Origin of the sequence: Corallococcus sp. CA049B (assembly GCF_003611685.1) — a bacterium.
GTDB classification, from domain to species: Bacteria; Myxococcota; Myxococcia; order Myxococcales; family Myxococcaceae; genus Corallococcus; species Corallococcus coralloides.
Window position 1 is genome coordinate 1 of the sequence record NZ_RAWC01000166.1, and the last position, 20,126, is coordinate 20,126.

The following is a 20,126-nucleotide window of genomic DNA, read 5'->3' on the forward strand; positions in this document are numbered from 1 at the left end:
CGTCGGAGGTGGGGGCGTTCACGTGGCGGGCGCGACTCTTTCCGGCCCTGTCGTCCAGCGCAAGACGCACGGTGTTTGTCGGGGAGGCCGTGGCTCGGGTAGGAACGGCCTTTTCCCCAAGGAGGAAGACATGCCAGACGTCATCGTGGTGGGCGCGGGCCACAACGGACTTGTCGCGGCGGCGATGCTCGCGCGCCGGGGCCTGTCGGTCACCGTGCTGGAAGAGAAGGACCAGGTGGGCGGCGCGTGCAAGACGGAGTACCCGTTCCGCACGGCCCCGAAGCTGGGCGTCTCCACCGGCGCGTACCTCCTGGGGTTGATGCCGCCGGAGCTGCTCCAGGAGCTCCAGCTGGAGCTGCCCCTCAAGCGCCGCGACCCGCACTACTTCCTTCCCACGATGGACAAGCGCTACCTGCTCTTCGGCTCGGATGAGCGGGAGCTGGAGCGGCAGTTCCGCGAGTTCTTCTCCGAAGCGGACTGGAACGCCCACGTCGCGATGAACGCGGAGCTGGGGGCGCTGCGCGAGGACCTGGCGCCCGCGTGGCTCCTGCCCCCCCTGTCGCTGGAGGAGACGGCGGAGCGCTACGTGCGCCCGGCCCTGCGCCAGCACTTCATCCGGCTGTGTCGCGGCACGGCGCGCGAGTACCTGGAGCGCTTCGGCTACAAGTCCGACTTCGTGAAGGCGATGTACGCCGTCACCGACGCGTTCTCCGGCCTGGACGGCGGCTATGACACGCCGGGCACGGGCATGAACCTGCTGGTGCACAACCTCTGCCGGCTGCCGGGCAGCGGCGGCACGTGGATGATCGTCGAAGGCGGCATGGGCACCGTCACCCAGCGCATCGCGGCGCTTGCGCGCAAGCACGGCGCCCAGCTGCGCACGAACGCGAAGGTGGCGTCGGTGCGCGTGGACGGCGGCGTGGTGAAGGGCGTGGTGCTGGAGAACGGCGAGGAGCTGTCCGCGAAGGTCGTCGTCTCCAACGCGGATCCGTTCCGCACGCTGAAGCTGGTGGACACGAAGGCGCTGCCGGAGGACTACCGCCGCAAGGTGGACGGGCTGTCCGCGCCGGGCACCACGCTGAAGGTGAACCTGTGCCTCAAGTCCCTGCCCACCTTCACCTGCCTGCCGGAGGACCGGGGCCAGTTCGGGCCCACCATCCACCTGCTGCCCCAGGAGGACGACGTGCTGGGGGCGCTCGCGCACGGCTACAAGGAGGCGCAGGCCGGACGGCTGGCGGAGTTCCCCTCCATCGAGTGGTACGTGCACACCACGGTGGACCCGACCCTGAAGGACGAGGAAGGGCACCACAACTCCGCCCTCTTCGTGGAGTGGGTGCCGGAGAAGCTTACGGGCACCACCTGGGAGAAGGAGGAGGCGCGCTACGTGAAGCACCTGTTGTCCATCTGCGACCGCTTCGCACCCGGCACCATCGACCTGGTGCAGGAGTACTTCGCGCTCACGCCGCCGAAGATTGAGTCCCACTTCGGCATCACCCGCGGCCACATCCATCATGTGGACAACAAGCGCGGGTTCACCGACCGGCTGCCCTATGAGACGCCGGTGCAGGGGCTCTACTTCTGCAGCGCGGGCTGCCACCCGGCGGGCAGTGTCATCGGCGCGGCGGGCCACAACGCGGCCAACGTGGTGCTACAGGCGCTCGGACGCTGACACGGAGTGCGTCTCACGGCGGGCGGAATGGACGTTCCATGGATCCTTTTGCCCGCCGTGTTTAGATGGTTGTCCCCATGAGCTACCTCGTCCTCGCCCGCAAATGGCGCCCGCAGAAGTTCGATGACATGACCGGCCAGGAGCACGTGGTCCGGACCATCGGGAACGCCATCAAGATGGACCGGGTCGCGCACGCGTACCTGTTCTGCGGTCCCCGAGGGGTGGGCAAGACGACGGCCGCCCGCCTGCTCGCCAAGGCGCTCAACTGTGAGCAGGGCCCCACGGCGACCCCGTGCGGCACCTGCCGGGCGTGCACCGAAATCACCGCCGGCACCAGCGTGGACGTGGCGGAGATCGACGGTGCGTCCAACAACGGCGTCGAGAACGTCCGCGAGATTCGCGAGAACGCGAAGTACCTGCCGCAGCGCGACCGCCACAAGATCTACATCATCGACGAAGTCCACATGCTCTCCGGCGCGGCGTTCAACGCGCTCCTGAAGACGCTGGAGGAGCCGCCCGGTCACGTGAAGTTCATCTTCGCGACGACGGAGGCGCACAAGCTCCCGGACACCATCCTGTCGCGCTGCCAGCGCCACAACTTCCGGCGCATCTCCGCGGCGCGGATGCTCCAGCGCCTGAAGGAGATCTGCCAGGCGGAAGGCGCGGGCATCTCCGAGCAGTCGCTGTCGCTGGTGGTGCGCCAGTCCGAAGGCGGCATGCGCGACGCGCTGAGCCTGTTGGACCAGATCCTGGCGTCGTGCGGTCCCAACCCCACGGACGAGGCCGTCGCGGAGGCGATGGGCGCCATCGACCGCACGGTGGTGCAGGACTTCGCGGAGGCGCTGGTCCGCAAGGACGCGAAGCGCGTGCTGGGCCGGGTGGATGAGGTGTTCAACCGGGGCCTGGACCTGAAGCGGCTGGCGGAGGAGCTGGCGCTGCAGCTGCGGCACCTCTTCGTGACGAAGTCGCTGGGCGAGGCGCCCGCGGAGCTGGCGGAGTCCGAGCAGAAGGCGCTCGTGGCGCTGGCGAAGGAAGCGGACACGGCGCAGCTGTCGCGGCTGTTCGACATCGTGCACGGCTGCATCTGGGACGTGTCGCGAGCGGCGCAGCCCCGGCTGGCGCTGGAGATGGCGCTGCTCAAGGCCATCCAGCTGTCCCCGGCCGGTTCCATTCCCGACCTGCTGGCCCGCGTGGAGCGGCTGTCAGCGGGCCTTGGCGCGGAAGGCGCGAAGAACACGACCGGAGCGCCAGGAGGTCGCTCCGGTCCCGCGAACTTTCGCGTCTGAGGTCCAGGCCGAGGTCCGCGCGCCCGCGCCCGTAGCAGCGCCACGCCCTGTCGAAGGTCCGGGTGCTCCCGCGCAGACGGGCGCCATGCCGCGTCCGTTCGAAGCGCAGGGTCCGTCCGCGCACGCGGGAGCAACGCCGCGTCCGTTCGAAACGCAGGGTCCGTCCGCGCACGCTGGCGCCACCGTCCGGCCCTTCGACGACGCGCGCGCTCCAGCGCCCTCCGCATCACGCGGTGAACCGGTCCCGGCCGGTGCGTCCGCCGTGGCCACCCCGACGCCACCGGCCGCGCTGATGGAGGGCCTGTCCCCCTCGGCGGCCCGTCCCCTCTCCTTCCTTCGCAATGGCGGCAGCGCGGGCGGTCCCGTTCCCGCTCCCGCCGCCGTGTCTCCCGCGCCAGTGGTGATGGACGACCTGTCTCCGTCCGCCGCGCGCCCGCTGTCCTTCTTGCGCAATGGCGGTGGCGCGGCCCCCGCGATGGAGCCCTCTCCGGTCCCGGGCGTCGTCATGGACGACCTGCCTCCATCCGCGGCCCGTCCCCTCTCCTTCCTCCGCCACGGCGGCGCCCAGCCCCCGGCTCCCGCTCCCACGCCCGCGGCTCGCGCGCCCGAACCCGCCACGCCCACCGTGCGCATCACCAACATGCGCAAGCCGGAGCCCGTGGCTCCGCCCGAACCTCCGCGGCACGGCGACGAGGACGCGGACGAGCGCATGTTCCCGGAAGAGGGCTCCGCCGAAGGCTGTGCCTCCGGCGAGTGCATCCCCGTCGCGGAGCCCGCCGCCCCGGAGCCGGAGCCGCCGGAACCCGAGCCGCCGCCCGCGATGGCGCCCGTCTCCACCAGCCGCGACAACCCCAACCGCTCCCTGCCCGAGCGCTGGCGCGCCGCCGTGGAGACCGTGAAGTCCACGTCCGTGCGCCACGGCACGGCGCTCGCCAACGGCCGCCTCCAGTCCATGAAGGCGGGCGAAATCGTCCTGGGCTTCCCGCCCTCCGCCGCCTTCCACAAGGCCGCCGTGGTGTCGCCCGGGGGCAAGGCCACCGTGGACGCGGCGCTGGCCTCGCACTTCGGCCGGGCCGTGAAGCTCACCATCACGGACGTGCCCCAGACCCAGGACGTCCTCCCGGGCGGCATGGGCTTGAGCCTCTCCGAGGTGGACACCCAGACCCGCAACACCCACGAGAAGAGCACCGAGGGCAAGGTGCGCTCCCACGCGTCCGTGCGGGCCATCCTCAAGATGCTGGGCGGCGAAATCGAACACATCCAGGTCTACGAGCCCGAGCGGCCACCGGCCAGCCTCCCGGACGTCCCCGCTGCTCCTGACGACTGACAACGCCGCGCGGCCCCGCTAGGGTGCGCGGCAACGTCCCTGCTCCGAGCGGCGCCATGGCGGCCCCGCGCTCCCACGACCGGGGACCGAGGAAGCACATGCCCGGCATCGACCTGAACTACTTCATCCGACAGGCGAACAAGCTCACCGAGAAGATCGAGGAGCGGAAGAAGCAGCTGGCGGAAGAGACCGTCGAGGCGAAGTCCGGCGAGGGCCTCGTGACGGTCGTCGCCAACTGCGTGCAGGAGATCCGCAGCATCAAGATCGACAAGAGCGCCATCGACCCCAACGATCCGGGGATGCTCGAGGACCTCGTCACCGCCGCCGTGAACGCTGCCCTGGCGAACAGCCGCCAGCACATGAACGCCGAGCTGGCGAAGATCTCCGGCGGCGTGAAGATCCCCGGCATTAATTAACGACGGATGACTCCCGATCCGCTGAACCGCCTGGTCGCCCAGCTCGCGAAGCTGCCGGGCATTGGTGAGAAGACCGCCCAGCGCCTCGCGTTCCACATCCTGCGGGCGCCGGGCGAGTTCGCCGTCGACCTCTCGCAGGCCATCCGCGAGGTGAAGGAGAAGGTGCACCTGTGCGTGCGCTGCTTCTCCCTCACCGACTCGGAGCTGTGCGGCTTCTGTCGCGACAACCGCCGCGACGAGCGCGCCCTGTGCGTGGTGGAGACGTACTCGGACCTGATGGCGCTGGAGCGCACCCGCGAGTTCAAGGGCCGCTACCACGTGCTGCACGGCGTGCTGTCCCCGCTGGAAGGCGTGGGCCCGGAGCAGCTGCGCATCAAGGAGCTGCTGCACCGCCTCAACGACAGCCGGGTGGAGGAGATCATCCTCGCCACCAACCCGGACATCGAGGGTGAAGCCACCGCGCTCTACCTCACGCGGCTGCTCAAGCCGATGGGCCTGCGGGTGACGCGCATCGCGCAGGGCCTGCCCATGGGCGGCGACCTGGAGTTCGCGGACCAGGCCACGCTCGCCAAGGCGCTGTCCGCCCGCCGGGACCTGTGACGGCGCGGGCTACTGCGTCACCGTCCACGAGAACGGCATCAGCACGGTGACCTCCTGGTCGCGGTGCACCGGGAAGCGCAGGCTCTGGGCCTGCGTCTCCAGGCAGCGGCCCACCGCCGTGGACGCCAGCGGCCCGCGCGTGCCCGCGCGCACCTTGCCGGACGACACGATGGTGAGCTCCACCTGCACCTCGCCCGAGGCCGCCGGCAGGTCGGACTTGTAGCGCTCGAAGCAGCCCGTGATTTTCGAGCGGCCGCCGGACACCACGCGCTGGATGTCGTCGATGCCCAGCGACACGGGCTCCTTCGCCGCCGGCTTCTTCACTCCCTTGCGAGGGGACGTGTCCTCCGCCCCGTCGTCCACCGGGCGCGAATCCGTCACGGACGTCGCCACCGCGTCACCGCCCGGCGTGCCGTCCTGCACGGTGCCCTGAATGTCTCCGGGCGCGGTGCCTTCAGGCCCCTGGGCCTGCGTCCCCGTGGGTGCGCCCTGCCCCTGCATGCCCGCGGCGGCCTGCTGCGCCGGAGCCTGTGAGCCCGGGGCCGGAGCCGCCGGAGCCCCACTCGCCACGGGCGCGACGGCCTGCTGCACCGGAGGCGGAACGTTCGCCGCGGAGCCACCGGGCCGCGCGACGACGAACGCCACGCCCGCGGCCACCAGCCCCAGGCCGCCCACCACCCCCAGGAGCCAACGCCGGGACGCGGGCTTTGCCGGAGGCGCGCTCGGCACGACCTCCGGCTCGGGAGCCTGCACGGGGGCCGCCTTGTTCTGCGAGGTCAGCGCCCTCACGCCCGTGCTGCTCGGACGGGCCACCTGCTGCCCATACGTGTTCGTCCCAGCGCCGGCGAAGGGCTGCGCGACGGCCGCGAACTCGGGGTCCGTCGGACGCGCGGCAGTGAGCGTGGCCATCGTGGGGATGCGCGTCTTCTCCGTGACGCGCTCCTCGCCGAAGTGGTTGCGCAGGAACGTGCCCAGCGCCGGGGCGCTCGCGGCCCCGCCCTGGAACTCCGCCGCGAAGCGCTCCAGCGCATCCGCGAACTCTTCCGACGTCGCGTACCGGTCCTCCGGCTTGAACGCCATGGCCTTGAGGATGATGTCCTCCAGCCCCTGCGGCAGGTCCGCCCTCAGCGCGCGCGGCTTCTCGAACTCGCCCTGCAACAGCGCGTTGAGCACCGCCAGGTCGTTCTCGCGGGAGAAGGGCCGCACGTGGGTGACGGCCTCGTAGAGGCTGACCCCCAGGGAGAAGACGTCCGCGCGGTGGTCGACCTCCTTCCCCTGCGCCTGCTCCGGCGCCATGTAGATGTACTTGCCCTTCACCACGCCCGTGCGCGTCTGGACCAGGCGCGACTCGGCCTTGGCGATGCCGAAGTCCAGCACCTTCACCTGGCCCTGGTACGTCACGTACAGGTTGGACGGCGACACGTCCCGGTGCACCACGTGCAGCGGCTGGCCCTGCTCGTTGGTGAAGGTGTGCGCGAAGTGCAGGCCCCGCGCCGCGTCGATGAGCACCCGCATCACCACCGGCAGCGGCACGTACTGGCGCCGCCGGCCCGCGAGCCGCAGCGTCGTGGAGAAGTCCTCGCCCGCGAGGTACTCCATGCAGATGTAGTAGCAGCCGTCCGTGAAGCCCAGCTCGTGGATCTGCACGATGTGCGGATGCGACAGCTTCGCCGCCAGCCGCGCCTCGTCGCGGAACATCTCCACGAAGTCCGGGATGGCCGACAGCGTCGGCAGCATCCGCTTGAGCACCACGTTGCGCTCGAAGCCGTCCGCGCCCAGCAGCTTGGCGAGGAAGATCTCCGCCATGCCGCCCTCGGCCAGCTTGCGCACGAGCACGTACTGCCCATACGGCTGGAGGAGCGTCGCGGTGGACGCGCCGGCGGGATCCGGAATGGGAACGTGGGTCTGTGCCATCCCTCAAGGTCCTCGCTGCTTCAGGGTGCGCACCGTGAGTACGTCCGGGGCACCAGGGCGCGTCATCTTAAACACCAGCAGGGGGGGCATTCCCATGGGGGCCACCCAGGTATCGAAGCGGTGCTTGGCGTCCAGGGGCACGGCCCGTCCGTTGATGGACAGGCGAGCGTCCACGGGCGCCACCCCCGAAGCCCGCACCTTCTCCGCCGCCGGCACACCCTGGCGCGGGCTGTCCACCACCAGCCCCACCACCGAGTTGTCGTAGACGAGCTCCAGCTTGTTCATCCGCCCGCCCTTGAGGGCCGCGCCCGCCTGCGACAGCGGCGTGACGGACCACAGGTAGCTGCCCTCGCCCAGCTGCCCCGCCTCCAGCGCCGCGCGCGGCTCCGACACCGTGCGCTGCACCACCGGCGTCGCCAGCGAGCCCGCCTTGTACACCGCCACGCGATAGCTACGGGCCTGCGGTTCCTCGCCGTAGGTGAACGTCACCGCCGGGGGCTTGTCCTGGTAGAAGATGGTCGTCTTCTCCGGCCCCTCCGGCACCACGTTGCGCACGCGCGCCAGCGAGCGGGTGGGGGACTCCGGCGCGAAGTGGACGCTGCCCGCCGCCACCTGCGTGCCGTCGTCCTTGCGGACCCGCCAGTACAGCGTGCCCTTCGCCAGCGCGGACACGTTGACGGAAGCGCGGTGCACGCGGCCCCAGAGCACCGGGCGCTTGAAGGCCGCGTCCTGCGCCGCCTCCACCACCGCGTCGCCCTCGCCCTCCCAGGTGAGCGCCACCTCCGAAAGCCCCCGGTGGAAGACCTCCGTGCCGTCGCCCGGGCCCACCGCGACCACCGCCTCCTCCAGCGGCTCCACCTTCGCGTTGCCGTCCTTGCCCACCGTGGCGCGCTCTCCCGCGCGCAGCTCCTGCCGCGCCTCGCCCCGTCGCAGCGTCACGTCGCCCGTGTGCGCCGCCACCTGCATGCCGGCGTCGGTGCGGCGGATCTCCAGCCTCGCGCCTCCGCCGGACTCCACCGTCATCCCCGGCAGCACCACGCGGCTCTCTCGTCCCATGGCGAGCTGCACGGCCAAGAGTCCCTGGAGCAGGTTGACGCGCGCCTCGTCGACGGTGCCCTGCTGTCCCGCGCTCTCCAGCACCGCCTCCGCGCCTGGAGCGAGCGTCAGCACCGTGCCGCTGTCCTTGAGTGACAGCACCGCCTCGCCGCCCTTCGTCCGCACGCCGTCGCCGAAGGCCAGCACCTCGCCCTCGCGGCGCACCTTGCGCCAGCGGCCCGTGTCCTTCGCCTTCACCTCCGCGACGCCCGAGGTCGCGCGCACCGTCACCGGGATGGGCGCCAGCTCCACGACACGCGGGGCCGCGGGCGACACCTGCGCGCGCTCGCGGGTCAGGTCCACCGCGTCGCCCTGCGCCGCGCGCAGCGTCTTGCCGTCCTTGGAGACCAGCTCGATGGCGCCCAGCTTCACCTCCACCCGCGCCGAGTCCTCCGCCACCGCGACCTTCACCTCCGACGGATCCGGCCCCACGCGCGTGAGGCCGAAGGGGGTGAGGATGTTCAACGTCACCTTGGAGCCCGCGCTGTCCGCCTTCCCGCCCGCGGGCACGCGCGACAGCACGATGCCGCGCTCCACCTTCATCACGATGCCCGTCGCGTCCGAGCCCACCGCGAACCGGCCCTCGCTGCCCACCTCCACCGTCCGGTCGCCCGGGAAGCGCACCGTCGCGGATCCGCTCTCACCTGTCTCCACCGCGTCGCCCGCGAGCAGCGGACCCTCTACCGCGGGGCCCACCTTGCCGCCGCGCTCCAGGCGCACGTCGCCGGACAGCCCCTCCAGGCGGCCAATGGGAACGACGGCCCCCGCGTCCACCTCCACCACTGGCGGAGGTTTCGGCGCCTCCTCGCGTTCACACCCCGAGCAGCCGGAGAGGAGGACGAGCAGCGACAGCGCCAGGATGCGGACTGGACTCACTGAAACCTCGACGACGACGGACGGGCGCGTCGCGGCACTGCCGCGCGACTCACCGGCCCCTCGGGAACAAATCAACGTTGAGAATGGCCTGCTCGCCTTCGCGCACGGTGACCAGCTTCGTCTGGGTCCGGTGCCCCGGCGCGGACAGGGTGATGCGGTACGTGCCGCCGCGGACGCGCGCGGTGAAGGCGCCGCTCTTGTCCGTGCGCGTGCGCACCTTCGCCTGGGGAATGGTCACCGTCGCCACCAGCGGACGGCCGCTCCGAGCGCTGCGCACCTGGCCCACCAGCGAGGCCAGCTCTCCCTTGCGGTCCTGCGACAGCACCACCACCAGCTCCGACGTCTGCCCCGCCACCACCACCGCGGCCTCTTCCGTGGGACGGAAGCCCGGCGCGGACATCGCGATGGCCACGGGCCCCGGCTCCAGCCCCTCCAGCAGCACCTCGCCGGCCTTGTCCGTGCGCAGCCGCGCGGTGCCGGAGACGACCTGCACGTCCGGAACCGGCACGCTGTTCCTGCCCTGCACCACCTTCACCTTGAGCGAGCCCGTCTTCGGCGCCTTCTTGCGCAGGCGGAGCTGGACCGGCGCGCTCTCCGTGGCATCGCCGCTGACGGTGGTGACCGCCGTCGCGTCCTCATAGCCGTCCACGCGGGCCTGCGTGGACTGCGCGCCCTCGGGGAGCAGCACCCGCAGCTGTCCCTGCGCGTCCGCGACCAGCTCCTCGTCCGTGCCCGGCGTCTTCAAGGAGGGCACGCGCACGTGCGCGCCCGGAAGCGGTGCGCCCGTCTCCTCGTCCACCACGCTCAGCGAGACGAAGGCCTGGCGCGGGCCCACGGGCCGCGACGTCCGGTCCACACGGCCCAGCACCACCTCGAAGCCCAGGCCGATGCGGCGCATCCGCTGCTCGGAGCGCAGGCCGCTGTCCTCCAGCTCCATCGTGTCGTGCGCCTGCTGCACGTCCAGGAGCACGCGCCCCGTCCAGCCGTCCCGGTGCACCACCGGATACGACAGCGCCGCGCCCACCACGTAGCCGGACGACGACGCCTTCAGCCCGTCCGCCGCGTGCGCGGAGAGCGTCAGCGGAACTTCGCCGCGCGCCTCCAACTGAAGCTGAGCCGGCAGCGCCACCAGCACCCGGCCTGAAATCAGCGCCGCGTGCCGCACACCCCGCTGCAACACCGGCGCGTAGGTGAACCCGCCAAACAGCGGCAGCTGCGCGAAGCCGTAGCCCGCCCCCAGCTCCAGCCGCACCGGCCCCAGCGACAGGCGCCCGCGCGGCCCCAGCGAGCCGCGCACCAGGCTGCCCCCCGTCACGCGCGAAGAGGCATCCCGCAGCTCGAAGGCCTCGCGCTGCAGATCCACCTGGCCGCCCAGGTACTCCCCCGCCCAGCCCATCAACGTCAGCGCCACGTCGTTCGGCGTCAGCCCGCTGTAGGTGAGCCCGGGCCCTACATCCACCTGCCCACCCTGGCGGGAGGACAGCCCGTAGCGGAGGCGCAGCGAGGCGCGCTCGGACTCGGGGGCCTGCGCATGGGCGGCCCCGGTCCAGGCGAGCGCCAGGACGAGGACGACGAGGGGCAGGAGGATGTCGGTGAGGGGGCTCGGGCGGCGCAAGGCCCGGGAGAGTATAGAGAAGAGGGGCAGGTGTCCCAACCCGCGAACCCGTCATTCCTTCAAGAAGCGGCGCGGATCACGGCTGGCTTCTTGCTGGAGTGGAACTGCTTTGCTAAGCATGACGGCGGTCGGTAGCGCCTCGTCTAACCTCCGGGATTCACTCCAGAAACATCGGAGCGCCGCCGTGCGCGGGGCGAGCGAACGCTGAGGAGCGCATACGCCCATGGGCACGCAACTGGTGATGTACGAAGAGGAGTTCACCAAGATCAACGCCGTTTGCGACCGGCTCACCAAGGACGCGAACGCGAAGGTGGTCTTCCTCGTCGACAAGAACGGCCAGCTCATCTCCTCGGCCGGCCAGACGCAGAACATCGACACCACGTCGCTCGCGTCGCTGACGGCCGGCAACGTGGCCGCCATGGGCGGACTCGCGAAGCTCATCGGGGAGAATGAGTTCCCCAACCAGTTCCATGAAGGGGCGAAGGACAGCCTCTACATGACCATCGTGGGCAGCCGCGTGGTGCTGGTCGTCATCTTCGACAACCGCACGAGCCTGGGTCTGGTGCGCCTGCGCATCAAGAAGGCCAGCGACGAGCTGACGAAGATCTTCGAAAGCCTCGTGAAGAAGACCGACAGCCCCGGAGCCGGTTCGCCGTTCGCCGAGATCTCCGACGACGATATCGACAACCTCTTCAGCGAGTAACCCGGGAAGCCATGTCCTTCATCAATTACTCATCCCGCGAAATCAACTGCAAGATTGTCTATTACGGGCCGGGCCTCTGCGGGAAGACGACCAACCTTCAGTACATCTACAACAAGACCGCGGCGGACACGAAGGGCAAGCTCATCTCCCTCTCCACGGAGACGGACCGCACGCTCTTCTTCGACTTCCTCCCGCTGTCGCTCGGTGAGATCCGCGGCTTCAAGACGCGCTTCCACCTCTACACGGTGCCCGGCCAGGTGTTCTACGACGCCAGCCGCAAGCTCATCCTCAAGGGCGTGGACGGCGTGGTGTTCGTCGCCGACAGCCAGATTGAGCGCATGGAAGCCAACATGGAGTCGTTGGAGAACCTGCGCATCAACCTGGCGGAGCAGGGCTACGACCTGAACAAGATTCCGTACGTCGTGCAGTACAACAAGCGCGACCTGCCCAACGCGGTGACCGTGGAGGAGATGCGCAAGGCGCTCAACCCGCGGAACATCCCGGAGTACCAGGCCGTGGCGCCCACGGGCGTGGGCGTGTTCGACACGCTCAAGGCCGTGGCCAAGCTGGTCCTCACCGAGCTGCGCAAGGGCGGTTGACACTCCGCCTGCTGTCCTGCCCGGCGGGCTGGCCCCCACCGGGCAGCCCCCGGCAAAGGATGGTATGACCTCGTGCCGTCGGGCAGAGCCGCCTTCCGAGGTCGTACCGTGCGCGTCGCATCCGCCACCTTCCGTCTTCTTGCGCTCCTGAGCGCTGGCCTGTCCGGGCCGGTGTTCGCGCAAGGTGCGTCCCCCTCCCCTGCTTCCCCGCCTCCGGCCGCCGCTGCTTCCGTGACCGCTGGCACGCCGCAAGCGCCCGCCGCGCAAGCACCCGCGGGCGACCAGACGGCGGATGAGGCCTTCACGTCCCGCGTGAAGACGCTGGAGGAGCAGGTCGTCGACCTGAAGGAGAAGATCTACCGCTCCAAGGCGCGCCTGCTGCTGCTCCAGGAGTCGGTGATGGGCGGCGAGCTGTCCACCGGCGCCCGCGCGGTGCTGGTGCACAAGAACGAGATGGGCAACGCGTTCCAGCTGGAGTCGGTGGTGTACGCGCTGGACGGCGCGCCCATCTTCACCCAGGTGGACACGCAGGGAGACCTGAACCGGCACCAGTCGCTGGAGGTCTTCAACGGCCGCATCGTGCCGGGCCAGCACCAGCTCGCGGTGCGGCTCGTGTACCGCGGCAGCGGCTACGGCGTGTTCAGCTACCTGGAAGGCTACAAATTCAAGGTGCAATCCAGTTACACCTTCAACGCGGAGTCCGGAAAGGTCACCACGGTGAACGTGGTGGGCGTGGAGAAGGGCGGCCTCACCACGGACCTGAAGGACCGGCCCGCGGTGCGCTACGACATCGAAGTGGCCAAGGACACGCGCGCGAACCGTCCCGCCGGCTCGGAGGCCGGGGGCGCACCGGGGACGCCCGCCGCGCCGGCCACCACCTCCAGCGAGCCGAAGTAGGGAGCGCAAGGCCGTGACCGCGACGCTGCACGCCCTGGCCCTCGCGCTGTCCCTCGGGGCCGCGCCCGCTCCGGCGCCCCAGGCCTCCAAGCCGGGGGCCGCGCTGCCGCCCATGCCCGCTTCGTTGAGCGCGCGCGCGGCGTCGGTGGAAGCGGTGGAGGCGCAGCTGAGAACCGCGGAGCTGTCGCTGCGCTTCGTGGAGACGCAGTTCACGGAGCGCCCCGAGCCCAGCAGCACCGACTCGCAGCTCAAGCGCTTCTCCGAGGGCGAGGTGTACTCGCTCCTGGGGGACTGGGCCGCGGCGTCCGTCCTCTTCTACGACCTGGTGAGCGACCCGGCGTTCAAGGCGAACCCGCGCTACCCGGAGGCGGTCTTCTACCTGGCGGACGCGCTCTACCAGCAGAAGAACGACATCGGCGCGCGGGTGTACCTGCGCGACGTGCTGTCGCTGAACCTGACGCCGCAGCGCTACAAGGAGGCCGTGAGCCGCTACCTCGCGGTGGCGGGCAGGCTCCAGCAGTTCGACGGCATCGACGCGTACGTGGAGAAGGCGCGGCAGCTGTCGGGCGGCGTGCTGGCGCCGGACATCGCCTACGTGCACGCGCGCGGCACCTTCAAGCGCCTGGATTTGACGCCGGACGAGCACCAGCAGCGCTCGCGCGCGCTGTTCGCCCCGCTGGCGCAGGCGCCCGGCGCCTTCCGCGTGCAGGCCGTCTACCACCTGGGCGTCCTGAGCGTGCAGAGCGGGGACTACCCGGCCGCCATCGCGCAGTTCCAGCGAATCGTGGGCACCGGGCCGGAGGCCGTGGTGTCCACCGGCCTCGCGGAGACAGAGGCCCAGCGCTTCCGTGAGCTCGCGTTCCTGTCGTTGGGCCGGCTGATGTACGAGACGGGCCGCTACGACGAGGCGCTGGACCACTACGGCCAGATTCCGCGCGAGAGCGAGCGCTTCCCGGAGTCGCTGCTGGAGGTCGCGTGGACGTACGTGCGCAAGCAGGACTTCACGCAGGCGAAGAACGCCACGGACATCCTGCTGCTCGTCGCGCCGGACTCGCAGCTCGCCCCCGAGGCGCGCATCCTCCAGGGGCACCTGCTCCAGAAGCTGCATCAGTACGACGAGGCGCTGGAGACGTATGACGGCGTGGCGCGCATGTTCACGCCCGCGCGCGACAAGGTGGACGCGCTGCTGCGCGTGAACCACGACCCGGTCGCGTACTTCGACAACCTGCTGGCGCGCAACGAGCGCTCGCTGGACGTGAGCACCCTGCTGCCCCCGCTGGCGCTGAAGTACGCGTCCACGCAGAAGGAGGTCGCGGACGCGGTGCGGATGGTGGGCGACCTGGACAGCGGCCGTCAGGGCGCGGGCGAGGCGAAGGCCATCGCGGAGCGCATCCTGGAGGCGCTGGACGCGCGCGGGCTGGAGGCCTTCCCGGAGTTGCAGGAGGGCTACGTCCGCACGGAGGCCGTGGACACCGCGCTCACCGCCGTGGAGCAGTCCCTGGTGCAGGCGGAGGCCGCGCTGGTGGAGGAGAAGCTGACGCCCGCCGAGCGCGAGAAGCTGCTCGTCGCCCAGGGCGCGCGCGAGGCCCAGCGGCTGCGCTTCGCGGCGCTGCCCACCACCAACAAGGAGCTGGAGGAGCGCCGCCACCGCATGCAGGCCAAGGTGGACCTGGTGGACCGCGAGGCCTTCCGCGTGGGCTACGAGCTCCAGAGCCTGCACGCCAACGCCGCCGCCATCCGCAAGTGGGTGGAGGACACGCGCGACGAGCGGCAGGCGGACCCCGCCGAGGAGCGCGAGTTCCTGGTGCAGCTCCAGGCGGAGATCGCCACGCTGAAGGACCTGCAGGCGGAGCTGGACCGCACCCGCGCCCGGCTCGCCAGTGAGCGCCAGTCCACGGACACGTCGCTGGAGGGCGAGGCCGCCATCCGCGCCCGCTACTCCGCCGCGCTCCAGCAGGAGCACGGCGTCCTGCGCGCCGGTGAAGGCCGGCTGTCCGGCGAGGACACCCGCGTGCTGTTGCGCATGCACACGGTACGCACGCGCATCGACTCGCTGCGCGGCCGGGTGGCGGTGGCCCGGGTGGCGCTGCGCGCGCGGCTGGAGAACCGCGTGAAGTCCATCCGCGACAAGGTGCGCGTGGAGCAGGCGCTGCTCCAGGGCTACGAGCAGGAGGTGGCCGCCGCGTCCGGTGACGCGCGCAACCTGGTGGGCCGCATCGCCTACGAGAGCTTCCGCCGCGTGCGGCAGCAGTTCTACGACCTGGTGCTCAAGGCCGACACCGGCACGGTGGACGTGGCCTTCAGCCGCACGCAGGACAACACCGCGAACATCCAGAAGGTCGCCAAGGAGAAGTCGGACGCGCTGCGCGCGCTCGACCTGGAGTTCAAGGACGTTCTGTCGTCGGAAGGGGGGGACTGAGCATGCGCCGCCCTGCCCTCGCCCTCCTCATTGCCCTGGCGCCGCTGGCCGCTCACGCCGCGAAGGCCAGGACGCCTGGCCAGGCCGCGAAGAAGGCCTCCACGCCTTCCGCGACCACCCCTCCCGCGAAGGCGCAGCCCGCGCCCGCGGCAGCGCCCGCGTCCAACACCTCGCGCTACCTGGACGGACTGGGCCACACGCCCGAACAGGAGAAGCTGCTGCGCGACGTGAGCCGCGCGCTGGAGGCGTACGAGGCGGAGTCGCGCGACTTCCACCGCGAGGTGAAGCAGCTCATCGAGCGGCGCTACCAGCAGAAGCGCTCGGCGCTCAACAACGCCTACGAGAAGACTCTCACCGCGCTGGAGTCGCAGGAGCGCACGCAGCGGCTGGACGCCATCGCCCGGGCCGAGGACTTCCTGCGCCGCTACCCGGACGAGCCCCGCGCCACGCCGGACGTGATGTTCCGGCTGGCGGAGCTGTACTACGAGCGCTCCACGGACGAGCACCAGCTGGCGCGCAAGGACTACGCGGAGCGCGTGCGCACGATGTCCGACGAGGCGATGGCGGACCTGCCGCCGGAGCCGGACGTGGACTTCACGCCGTCCATCGGCGTGTACCGCACGCTCCTCGCGCGCTTCCCGGACTACAAGCTCAACGACGGCTCCCTGTACCTGCTGGCGTACTGCCTCAACGAGCAGCACAAGGACGAGGAGAGCCTCGCCACCTACCAGCAGCTCACCACGCGCTACCCGAAGAGCCGCTTCGCCACCGACGCGTGGACGCGCATCGGCGAGTACTGGTTCGAGGAGGAGACCGACCCGGAGGCGCTGCGCAAGGCCGCGGAGGCGTACACCGCCGCCACGCGCGACACGGAGCACCGGTTCTACGACAAGGCCCGCTACAAGCTGGCCTGGACGTACTACCGCATGGACTGGTTCGAGGAGTCCGTGGACAGCTTCCTGCTGCTCCTGGACCACTACCAGTCCCACCAGCAGTCCGGCAGCAAGGCGGACGAAGGCGACCTGCGCTCGGAGGCGCTCCAGTACATCGCGCTGTCGCTCGCGGATGAGTCCTGGGGCGGCGTGGCGAAGGCCCGCGACCTCTTCGCGAAGCGCGGCGGCCGGCCCTACGAGCCGGAGGTGTACCGCCGGCTGGGCCACGTCTACTTCGACCAGCTCCGCAACCCGGAGGCCATTGCCGCGTATCAGCAGGTGCTGGCCACCGACCCGCTCACCACGGACGCGCCCCGCCTGCAGCAGCGCATCGTCCAGGCCTATGAGCGCGACCGGCGCATGGACCTGTACGCGCGCGAGTCGGAGAGGCTGGCCAACGACTACCTGCCCGGCGGCGCCTGGTACGAGAAGAACAAGGACGACCCGAACGCGCTGTCGCACGCGCAGACGCTCGCCGAGCAGAGCCTCTACTCCGCCGCCGCGTACCAGCACCAGCAGGCGCAGGCCTTCCAGAAGGAGGGCAAGGCCGCGGAGTCCAAGGCCACCTACGCGGCCGCGGCGCGCGCGTACGGCACGTACCTGGAGCGCTTCCCGCGCAGCAAGACCGCGTACGCGATGCGCTTCTTCCACGCCGAGTCCCTCTTCAACTCGGACGCGTACGGCGCGGCGGCGAAGGAGTACTCGGCCGTGCGCGACTCCAACCAGGACAACGTCTACCGCGACGTGTCCGCGCACAACGCGGTGCTCGCCTGGAAGGCGCAGCTGGACGAGGACGTGAAGGCGGGCCGCGTGCCGGAGCGCAAGCCGCTGCGCGCCAGCGAGCGCCCCAAGGACAGCGCGCACGCCCCCGTGGCCCTGGCCCCGACGGAGGCCGCGCTCGTGAAGGCGTCCGACGCGTACGTGGCGATCCTGCCCAAGGAGGAGGCCGCGCCCGGCATCGCCTACCAGGCCGCGGAGCTCTTCTACACGCACGACGACTTCGCCCAGGCCCGCCCCCGCTTCGAGCGCGTGGTGCAGACGTACCCGCGCAACCCGGTGGCCGGCTACGCCACCAACCTCATCATCGAGTCCTTCCTCATCGACCAGGACTGGAAGAGCGTGGAGGAGGTCAGCGCGCGGCTCGCCAGCAACGCGCAGGTGGTGGACCCGTCCAGCGAGCAGTACCGCGAGCTGATGAAGTTCAAGCTCGCCGGCCGCTTCAACCTGGCGGACCAGCTGGCCGCGCAGAAGCGCTACGACGAGGCCGCGAAGAAGTACCTCCAGCTGGTGGAGGAGGCCCCCCGCCACGAGTTCGCGGACAAGGCGCTCAACAACGCGGCGGTGGCCTACGAGGAGCTGCGCCGCTTCGACTCCGCGATGAAGCTCTACGAGCGCATCTACCGCGACTACCCGAAGTCGCCGTGGGCGCATACGGCACTGTTCCGCGTGGCCCTCAACGCGCAGAAGTCCTACGACTTCGACAAGGCCGTCACCAGCTACCAGAAGCTGGTGAAGGACTACCCGAAGGCCGAGGAGCGAGAGGCCGCGCTCTTCAACGCGGCGTCGCTGCTCGAAGGACAGCAGCGCTACGCGGAGGCCGCGGCCGCCTTCCAGCGCTCCGTGGAGTTGTACCCCCACGGGAAGAGCGCGCCGGAGAACCAGTACCGCGCGGCCCGCATCCTGGAGAAGTCGGGCGACACGAAGGGCGAAATCCAGGCGCTGGAGGCCTTCGTCCGCAAGTTCGCCAGCAAGGCGGACCAGGTGGAGCTGGTGGTGGACGCCAGGCGCCGCCTGGGCGACGCGTGGAAGAAGCGCGGCAACACAAAGGAAGCCGAGCGCGCGTACGCCGCCGCCGCGGATGACTTCGACCGCCGCAAGCTGAAGCCGGACACGCAGCCGCGCGCCGCGGAAGCCGCCGCGTACAGCCGCTTCCAGCTGGCCGAGCTGGAATTCCAGCGCTTCGACGCGCTGAAGCTCAGCGGCTCCGGCAAGGCGCTGGAGAAGAGCTTCAGCAAGAAGACCGAGGCCGTGAAGGCGGTGGATGCCGCGTACGCGAAGGTCCTGCCGTACAAGCAGCTGGAGTGGTCGCTGGCGTCGTTCTACCGGCGCGGCTACGCCCTGGAGCGCTTCGCGGCCACGCTGCTGGACGCGCCCGTGCCTCCGGAGGTGAAGCGCCTGGGGGACGACGCGGTGCTGACGTACCAGGACATGCTCACGCAGCGCACCGTGGCCCTGGAGGACCGCGCGGTGGAGAGCTACGCCGCCACGCTCAAGGAGGCTCGCAACAACCGCGTCTCCAACGAGTGGACGCGCCGCACGCAGGAGTCGCTCAACCGCTTCCGCCCGAAGGAGTACCCCGTCCTCAAGGAGGCCCGGGGGGCGCTCGCGTCGGAGGCCGTGTATCCGGATGGCCTGCTGGGCAGCCTCGCCGCGCCGCCCGCGCCCGCGCGCGCCGACCCGGACAAGGCGCCCCGGCTCACGGAAGGGGGCACGCCATGAACGCGGGCCGCAAGTTCGCCCTCACCGGGCTCGTGCTCTGGCTGTCCGCCTGCGCCTCCGGTCCGGAGACGCGCAAGGACTCGAAGCTCACCGGGCCGGAAGCCGGGCCCGCCACCGCCGTCAGCACGTCGCCGAAGTCTGGTGACGTGAAGGCTGGCGACACGAAGCCCCAGGCGAAGGAACCCGCGCCGGTCGCGAAGTCGCTCGCCGGCCCGGAGAAGGACTTCACCCGCGCGGTGGAGGTCGCCCGGCGCGGCGAGCTGACCATCGCGGAGACCGCGCTCAAGACCCTGCTGGAGAAGTCCCCGAAGCTGGGCCCCGCGTGGACGAACCTGGGCATCGTGCAGGAGCGCCAGGGCCGCTTCCCGGACGCGGAGCGCTCCTACCGCCAGGCGCTGGCGCTGGACCCGGACCAGGAGGCCGCGTGGGACTGCCTGGTGCGGCTGGTGGCGCGCACGGGCCGCGCGGCGTCGCTGGAGGCGGAGCTGCGCGAGGCGCTGACGAAGCAGGACTCGGTGGCCCGGCGCACGGCGCTGGCGTTGAACCTCCTCTTGCAGAAGAAGCACCCGGCCGCCGTCGCGGAGGCCCGCCGCGCGCTCCAGGTCAGCGAGCAGCACGTGCCCGCCATGCAGGTGCTCGCGCAGGTGTACGCCCGCGAGGGCAAGTACGAGCTGGCCTCCATGGTGCTGGGAAACGCGCTCGCCATCGACGCGCAGGACGCGGCCACCCTCAACGCCCTGGGCCTGGTGCACCTGGGCCTCAAGGAGCGCCCCCTGGCGCTGGAGCGCTTCCGCCAGGCCATCGCGCTCCGGCCGGACTTCGCCGAGGCGCGCAACAACCTGGGCACCCTGCTCAACGAGGGCGAGGACTACGCCGGCGCCCGCGTGGAGCTGGAGGCCTCCGTGAAGGCCGCGCCGGACTTCGCCGCCGCCCACCTCAACCTGGGCAACGCCTACCGCGGCGAAGGGGACTTCCCCCGCGCCCTGGCCGAGTACGAGCGCGTGCTCCAGCTCCAGCCCGACGCGAAGGACGTGTACTTCAACCTGGGCCTGCTCCACCTGGACCTGGAGCCCGCCGGCATGGACACCCTGGAGCGCCTCCAGAAGGCCACGTCCTTCCTGGAGCAGTACAAGTCCAAGGGCGGCACCGACGAGCGCACCGCGCAGTACCTCAAGGACGCCCAGAAGAGCATCGACCGGGAGACCCGCCGCCGCGAGCGCGAGCGCAAGGAGGGCCTGAAGAAGGCCGCCGAAGCCGCCAAGGCCCCCGAGGCCAACCC

Annotated in this window: 14 protein-coding genes; 11 read left to right on the forward strand and 3 right to left on the reverse strand. The window is 70.9% G+C overall.

Annotation, left to right across the window (positions count from 1 at the left end):
• Nucleotides 1–130: 130 nt before the first annotated feature.
• The 5 genes from D7W82_RS28410 (at nucleotide 131) to recR (ending at nucleotide 5,298) form a co-directional block, all read left to right on the forward strand.
• Nucleotides 131–1,669: an NAD(P)/FAD-dependent oxidoreductase gene (locus D7W82_RS28410; protein ID WP_120621344.1), complete on the forward strand. Its 1,539-nt coding sequence runs from the start codon at nucleotides 131–133 to the stop codon at nucleotides 1,667–1,669.
• Nucleotides 1,670–1,746: 77 nt separating this feature from the next.
• On the forward strand, nucleotides 1,747–2,955 hold the full coding sequence (gene dnaX / locus D7W82_RS28415) for a DNA polymerase III subunit gamma/tau (RefSeq protein WP_043321171.1): 1,209 nt from the start codon (nucleotides 1,747–1,749) through the stop codon (nucleotides 2,953–2,955).
• Nucleotides 2,956–3,217: 262 nt separating this feature from the next.
• Nucleotides 3,218–4,282, forward strand: coding sequence for a DNA polymerase III subunit gamma/tau (locus D7W82_RS28420; protein WP_233587985.1), 1,065 nt, complete (start codon nucleotides 3,218–3,220; stop codon nucleotides 4,280–4,282).
• 98 nt (nucleotides 4,283–4,380) lie between these two features.
• The gene (locus D7W82_RS28425) at nucleotides 4,381–4,698 is read left to right on the forward strand and encodes a YbaB/EbfC family nucleoid-associated protein (RefSeq protein WP_014394799.1); all 318 of its coding nucleotides are present in this window, start codon (nucleotides 4,381–4,383) and stop codon (nucleotides 4,696–4,698) included.
• A gap of 6 nt (nucleotides 4,699–4,704) precedes the next feature.
• Nucleotides 4,705–5,298, forward strand: coding sequence for a recombination mediator RecR (gene recR / locus D7W82_RS28430; protein WP_014394798.1), 594 nt, complete (start codon nucleotides 4,705–4,707; stop codon nucleotides 5,296–5,298).
• Nucleotides 5,299–5,307: 9 nt separating this feature from the next.
• Here recR and D7W82_RS28435 read toward each other — a convergent pair whose 3' ends face one another.
• The 3 genes from D7W82_RS28435 to D7W82_RS28445 are packed head-to-tail and all read right to left on the reverse strand — an operon-like array spanning nucleotide 5,308 to nucleotide 10,798.
• Nucleotides 5,308–7,212: a protein kinase gene (locus D7W82_RS28435; RefSeq protein ID WP_120621345.1), complete on the reverse strand. Its 1,905-nt coding sequence runs from the start codon at nucleotides 7,210–7,212 to the stop codon at nucleotides 5,308–5,310.
• 3 nt (nucleotides 7,213–7,215) lie between these two features.
• The gene (locus tag D7W82_RS28440; RefSeq protein WP_120621346.1) at nucleotides 7,216–9,183 is read right to left on the reverse strand and encodes a hypothetical protein; all 1,968 of its coding nucleotides are present in this window, start codon (nucleotides 9,181–9,183) and stop codon (nucleotides 7,216–7,218) included.
• Between the two features lie 49 nt (nucleotides 9,184–9,232).
• Entirely contained in the window at nucleotides 9,233–10,798 is a 1,566-nt protein-coding gene (locus D7W82_RS28445; protein ID WP_120621347.1) for a carboxypeptidase regulatory-like domain-containing protein, read from the reverse strand.
• Between the two features lie 223 nt (nucleotides 10,799–11,021).
• Between D7W82_RS28445 and mglB the strand changes: the two genes are divergently transcribed.
• The 6 genes from mglB to D7W82_RS28475 form a co-directional block, all read left to right on the forward strand.
• Nucleotides 11,022–11,501 (forward strand): gliding-motility regulator GTPase-activating protein MglB, encoded by a 480-nt coding sequence (mglB, locus tag D7W82_RS28450; RefSeq protein ID WP_002637270.1) that lies wholly within the window; start codon nucleotides 11,022–11,024, stop codon nucleotides 11,499–11,501.
• An 11-nt stretch (nucleotides 11,502–11,512) separates the two neighbouring features.
• Nucleotides 11,513–12,100 (forward strand): gliding-motility regulator Ras-like GTPase MglA, encoded by a 588-nt coding sequence (mglA, locus tag D7W82_RS28455; RefSeq protein WP_014394794.1) that lies wholly within the window; start codon nucleotides 11,513–11,515, stop codon nucleotides 12,098–12,100.
• 108 nt (nucleotides 12,101–12,208) lie between these two features.
• A complete protein-coding gene (locus D7W82_RS28460) occupies nucleotides 12,209–12,997 on the forward strand; it encodes a dihydrolipoamide acetyltransferase (RefSeq protein ID WP_120621348.1) in 789 nt (262 codons plus the stop codon).
• Nucleotides 12,998–13,010: 13 nt separating this feature from the next.
• Entirely contained in the window at nucleotides 13,011–15,416 is a 2,406-nt protein-coding gene (locus D7W82_RS28465) for a tetratricopeptide repeat protein (protein ID WP_120621349.1), read from the forward strand.
• Between the two features lie 2 nt (nucleotides 15,417–15,418).
• Entirely contained in the window at nucleotides 15,419–18,847 is a 3,429-nt protein-coding gene (locus tag D7W82_RS28470; protein WP_120621350.1) for a tetratricopeptide repeat protein, read from the forward strand.
• On the forward strand, nucleotides 18,844–20,126 hold a 1,283-nt coding region (locus D7W82_RS28475), incomplete at its 3' end, for a tetratricopeptide repeat protein (RefSeq protein WP_120621351.1). The genes D7W82_RS28470 and D7W82_RS28475, both read left to right, overlap by 4 nt.

Coding starts and splice junctions, on each gene's coding strand:
- D7W82_RS28435 (WP_120621345.1), bottom strand. CDS start 7,212: ATGGCACAGACCCACGTTCCCATTCCGGATCCCGCCGGCGCGTCCACC.
- dnaX (WP_043321171.1), top strand. CDS start 1,747: ATGAGCTACCTCGTCCTCGCCCGCAAATGGCGCCCGCAGAAGTTCGAT.
- D7W82_RS28470 (WP_120621350.1), top strand. CDS start 15,419: ATGCGCCGCCCTGCCCTCGCCCTCCTCATTGCCCTGGCGCCGCTGGCC.
- D7W82_RS28425 (WP_014394799.1), top strand. CDS start 4,381: ATGCCCGGCATCGACCTGAACTACTTCATCCGACAGGCGAACAAGCTC.
- recR (WP_014394798.1), top strand. CDS start 4,705: ATGACTCCCGATCCGCTGAACCGCCTGGTCGCCCAGCTCGCGAAGCTG.
- D7W82_RS28410 (WP_120621344.1), top strand. CDS start 131: ATGCCAGACGTCATCGTGGTGGGCGCGGGCCACAACGGACTTGTCGCG.
- mglB (WP_002637270.1), top strand. CDS start 11,022: ATGGGCACGCAACTGGTGATGTACGAAGAGGAGTTCACCAAGATCAAC.
- mglA (WP_014394794.1), top strand. CDS start 11,513: ATGTCCTTCATCAATTACTCATCCCGCGAAATCAACTGCAAGATTGTC.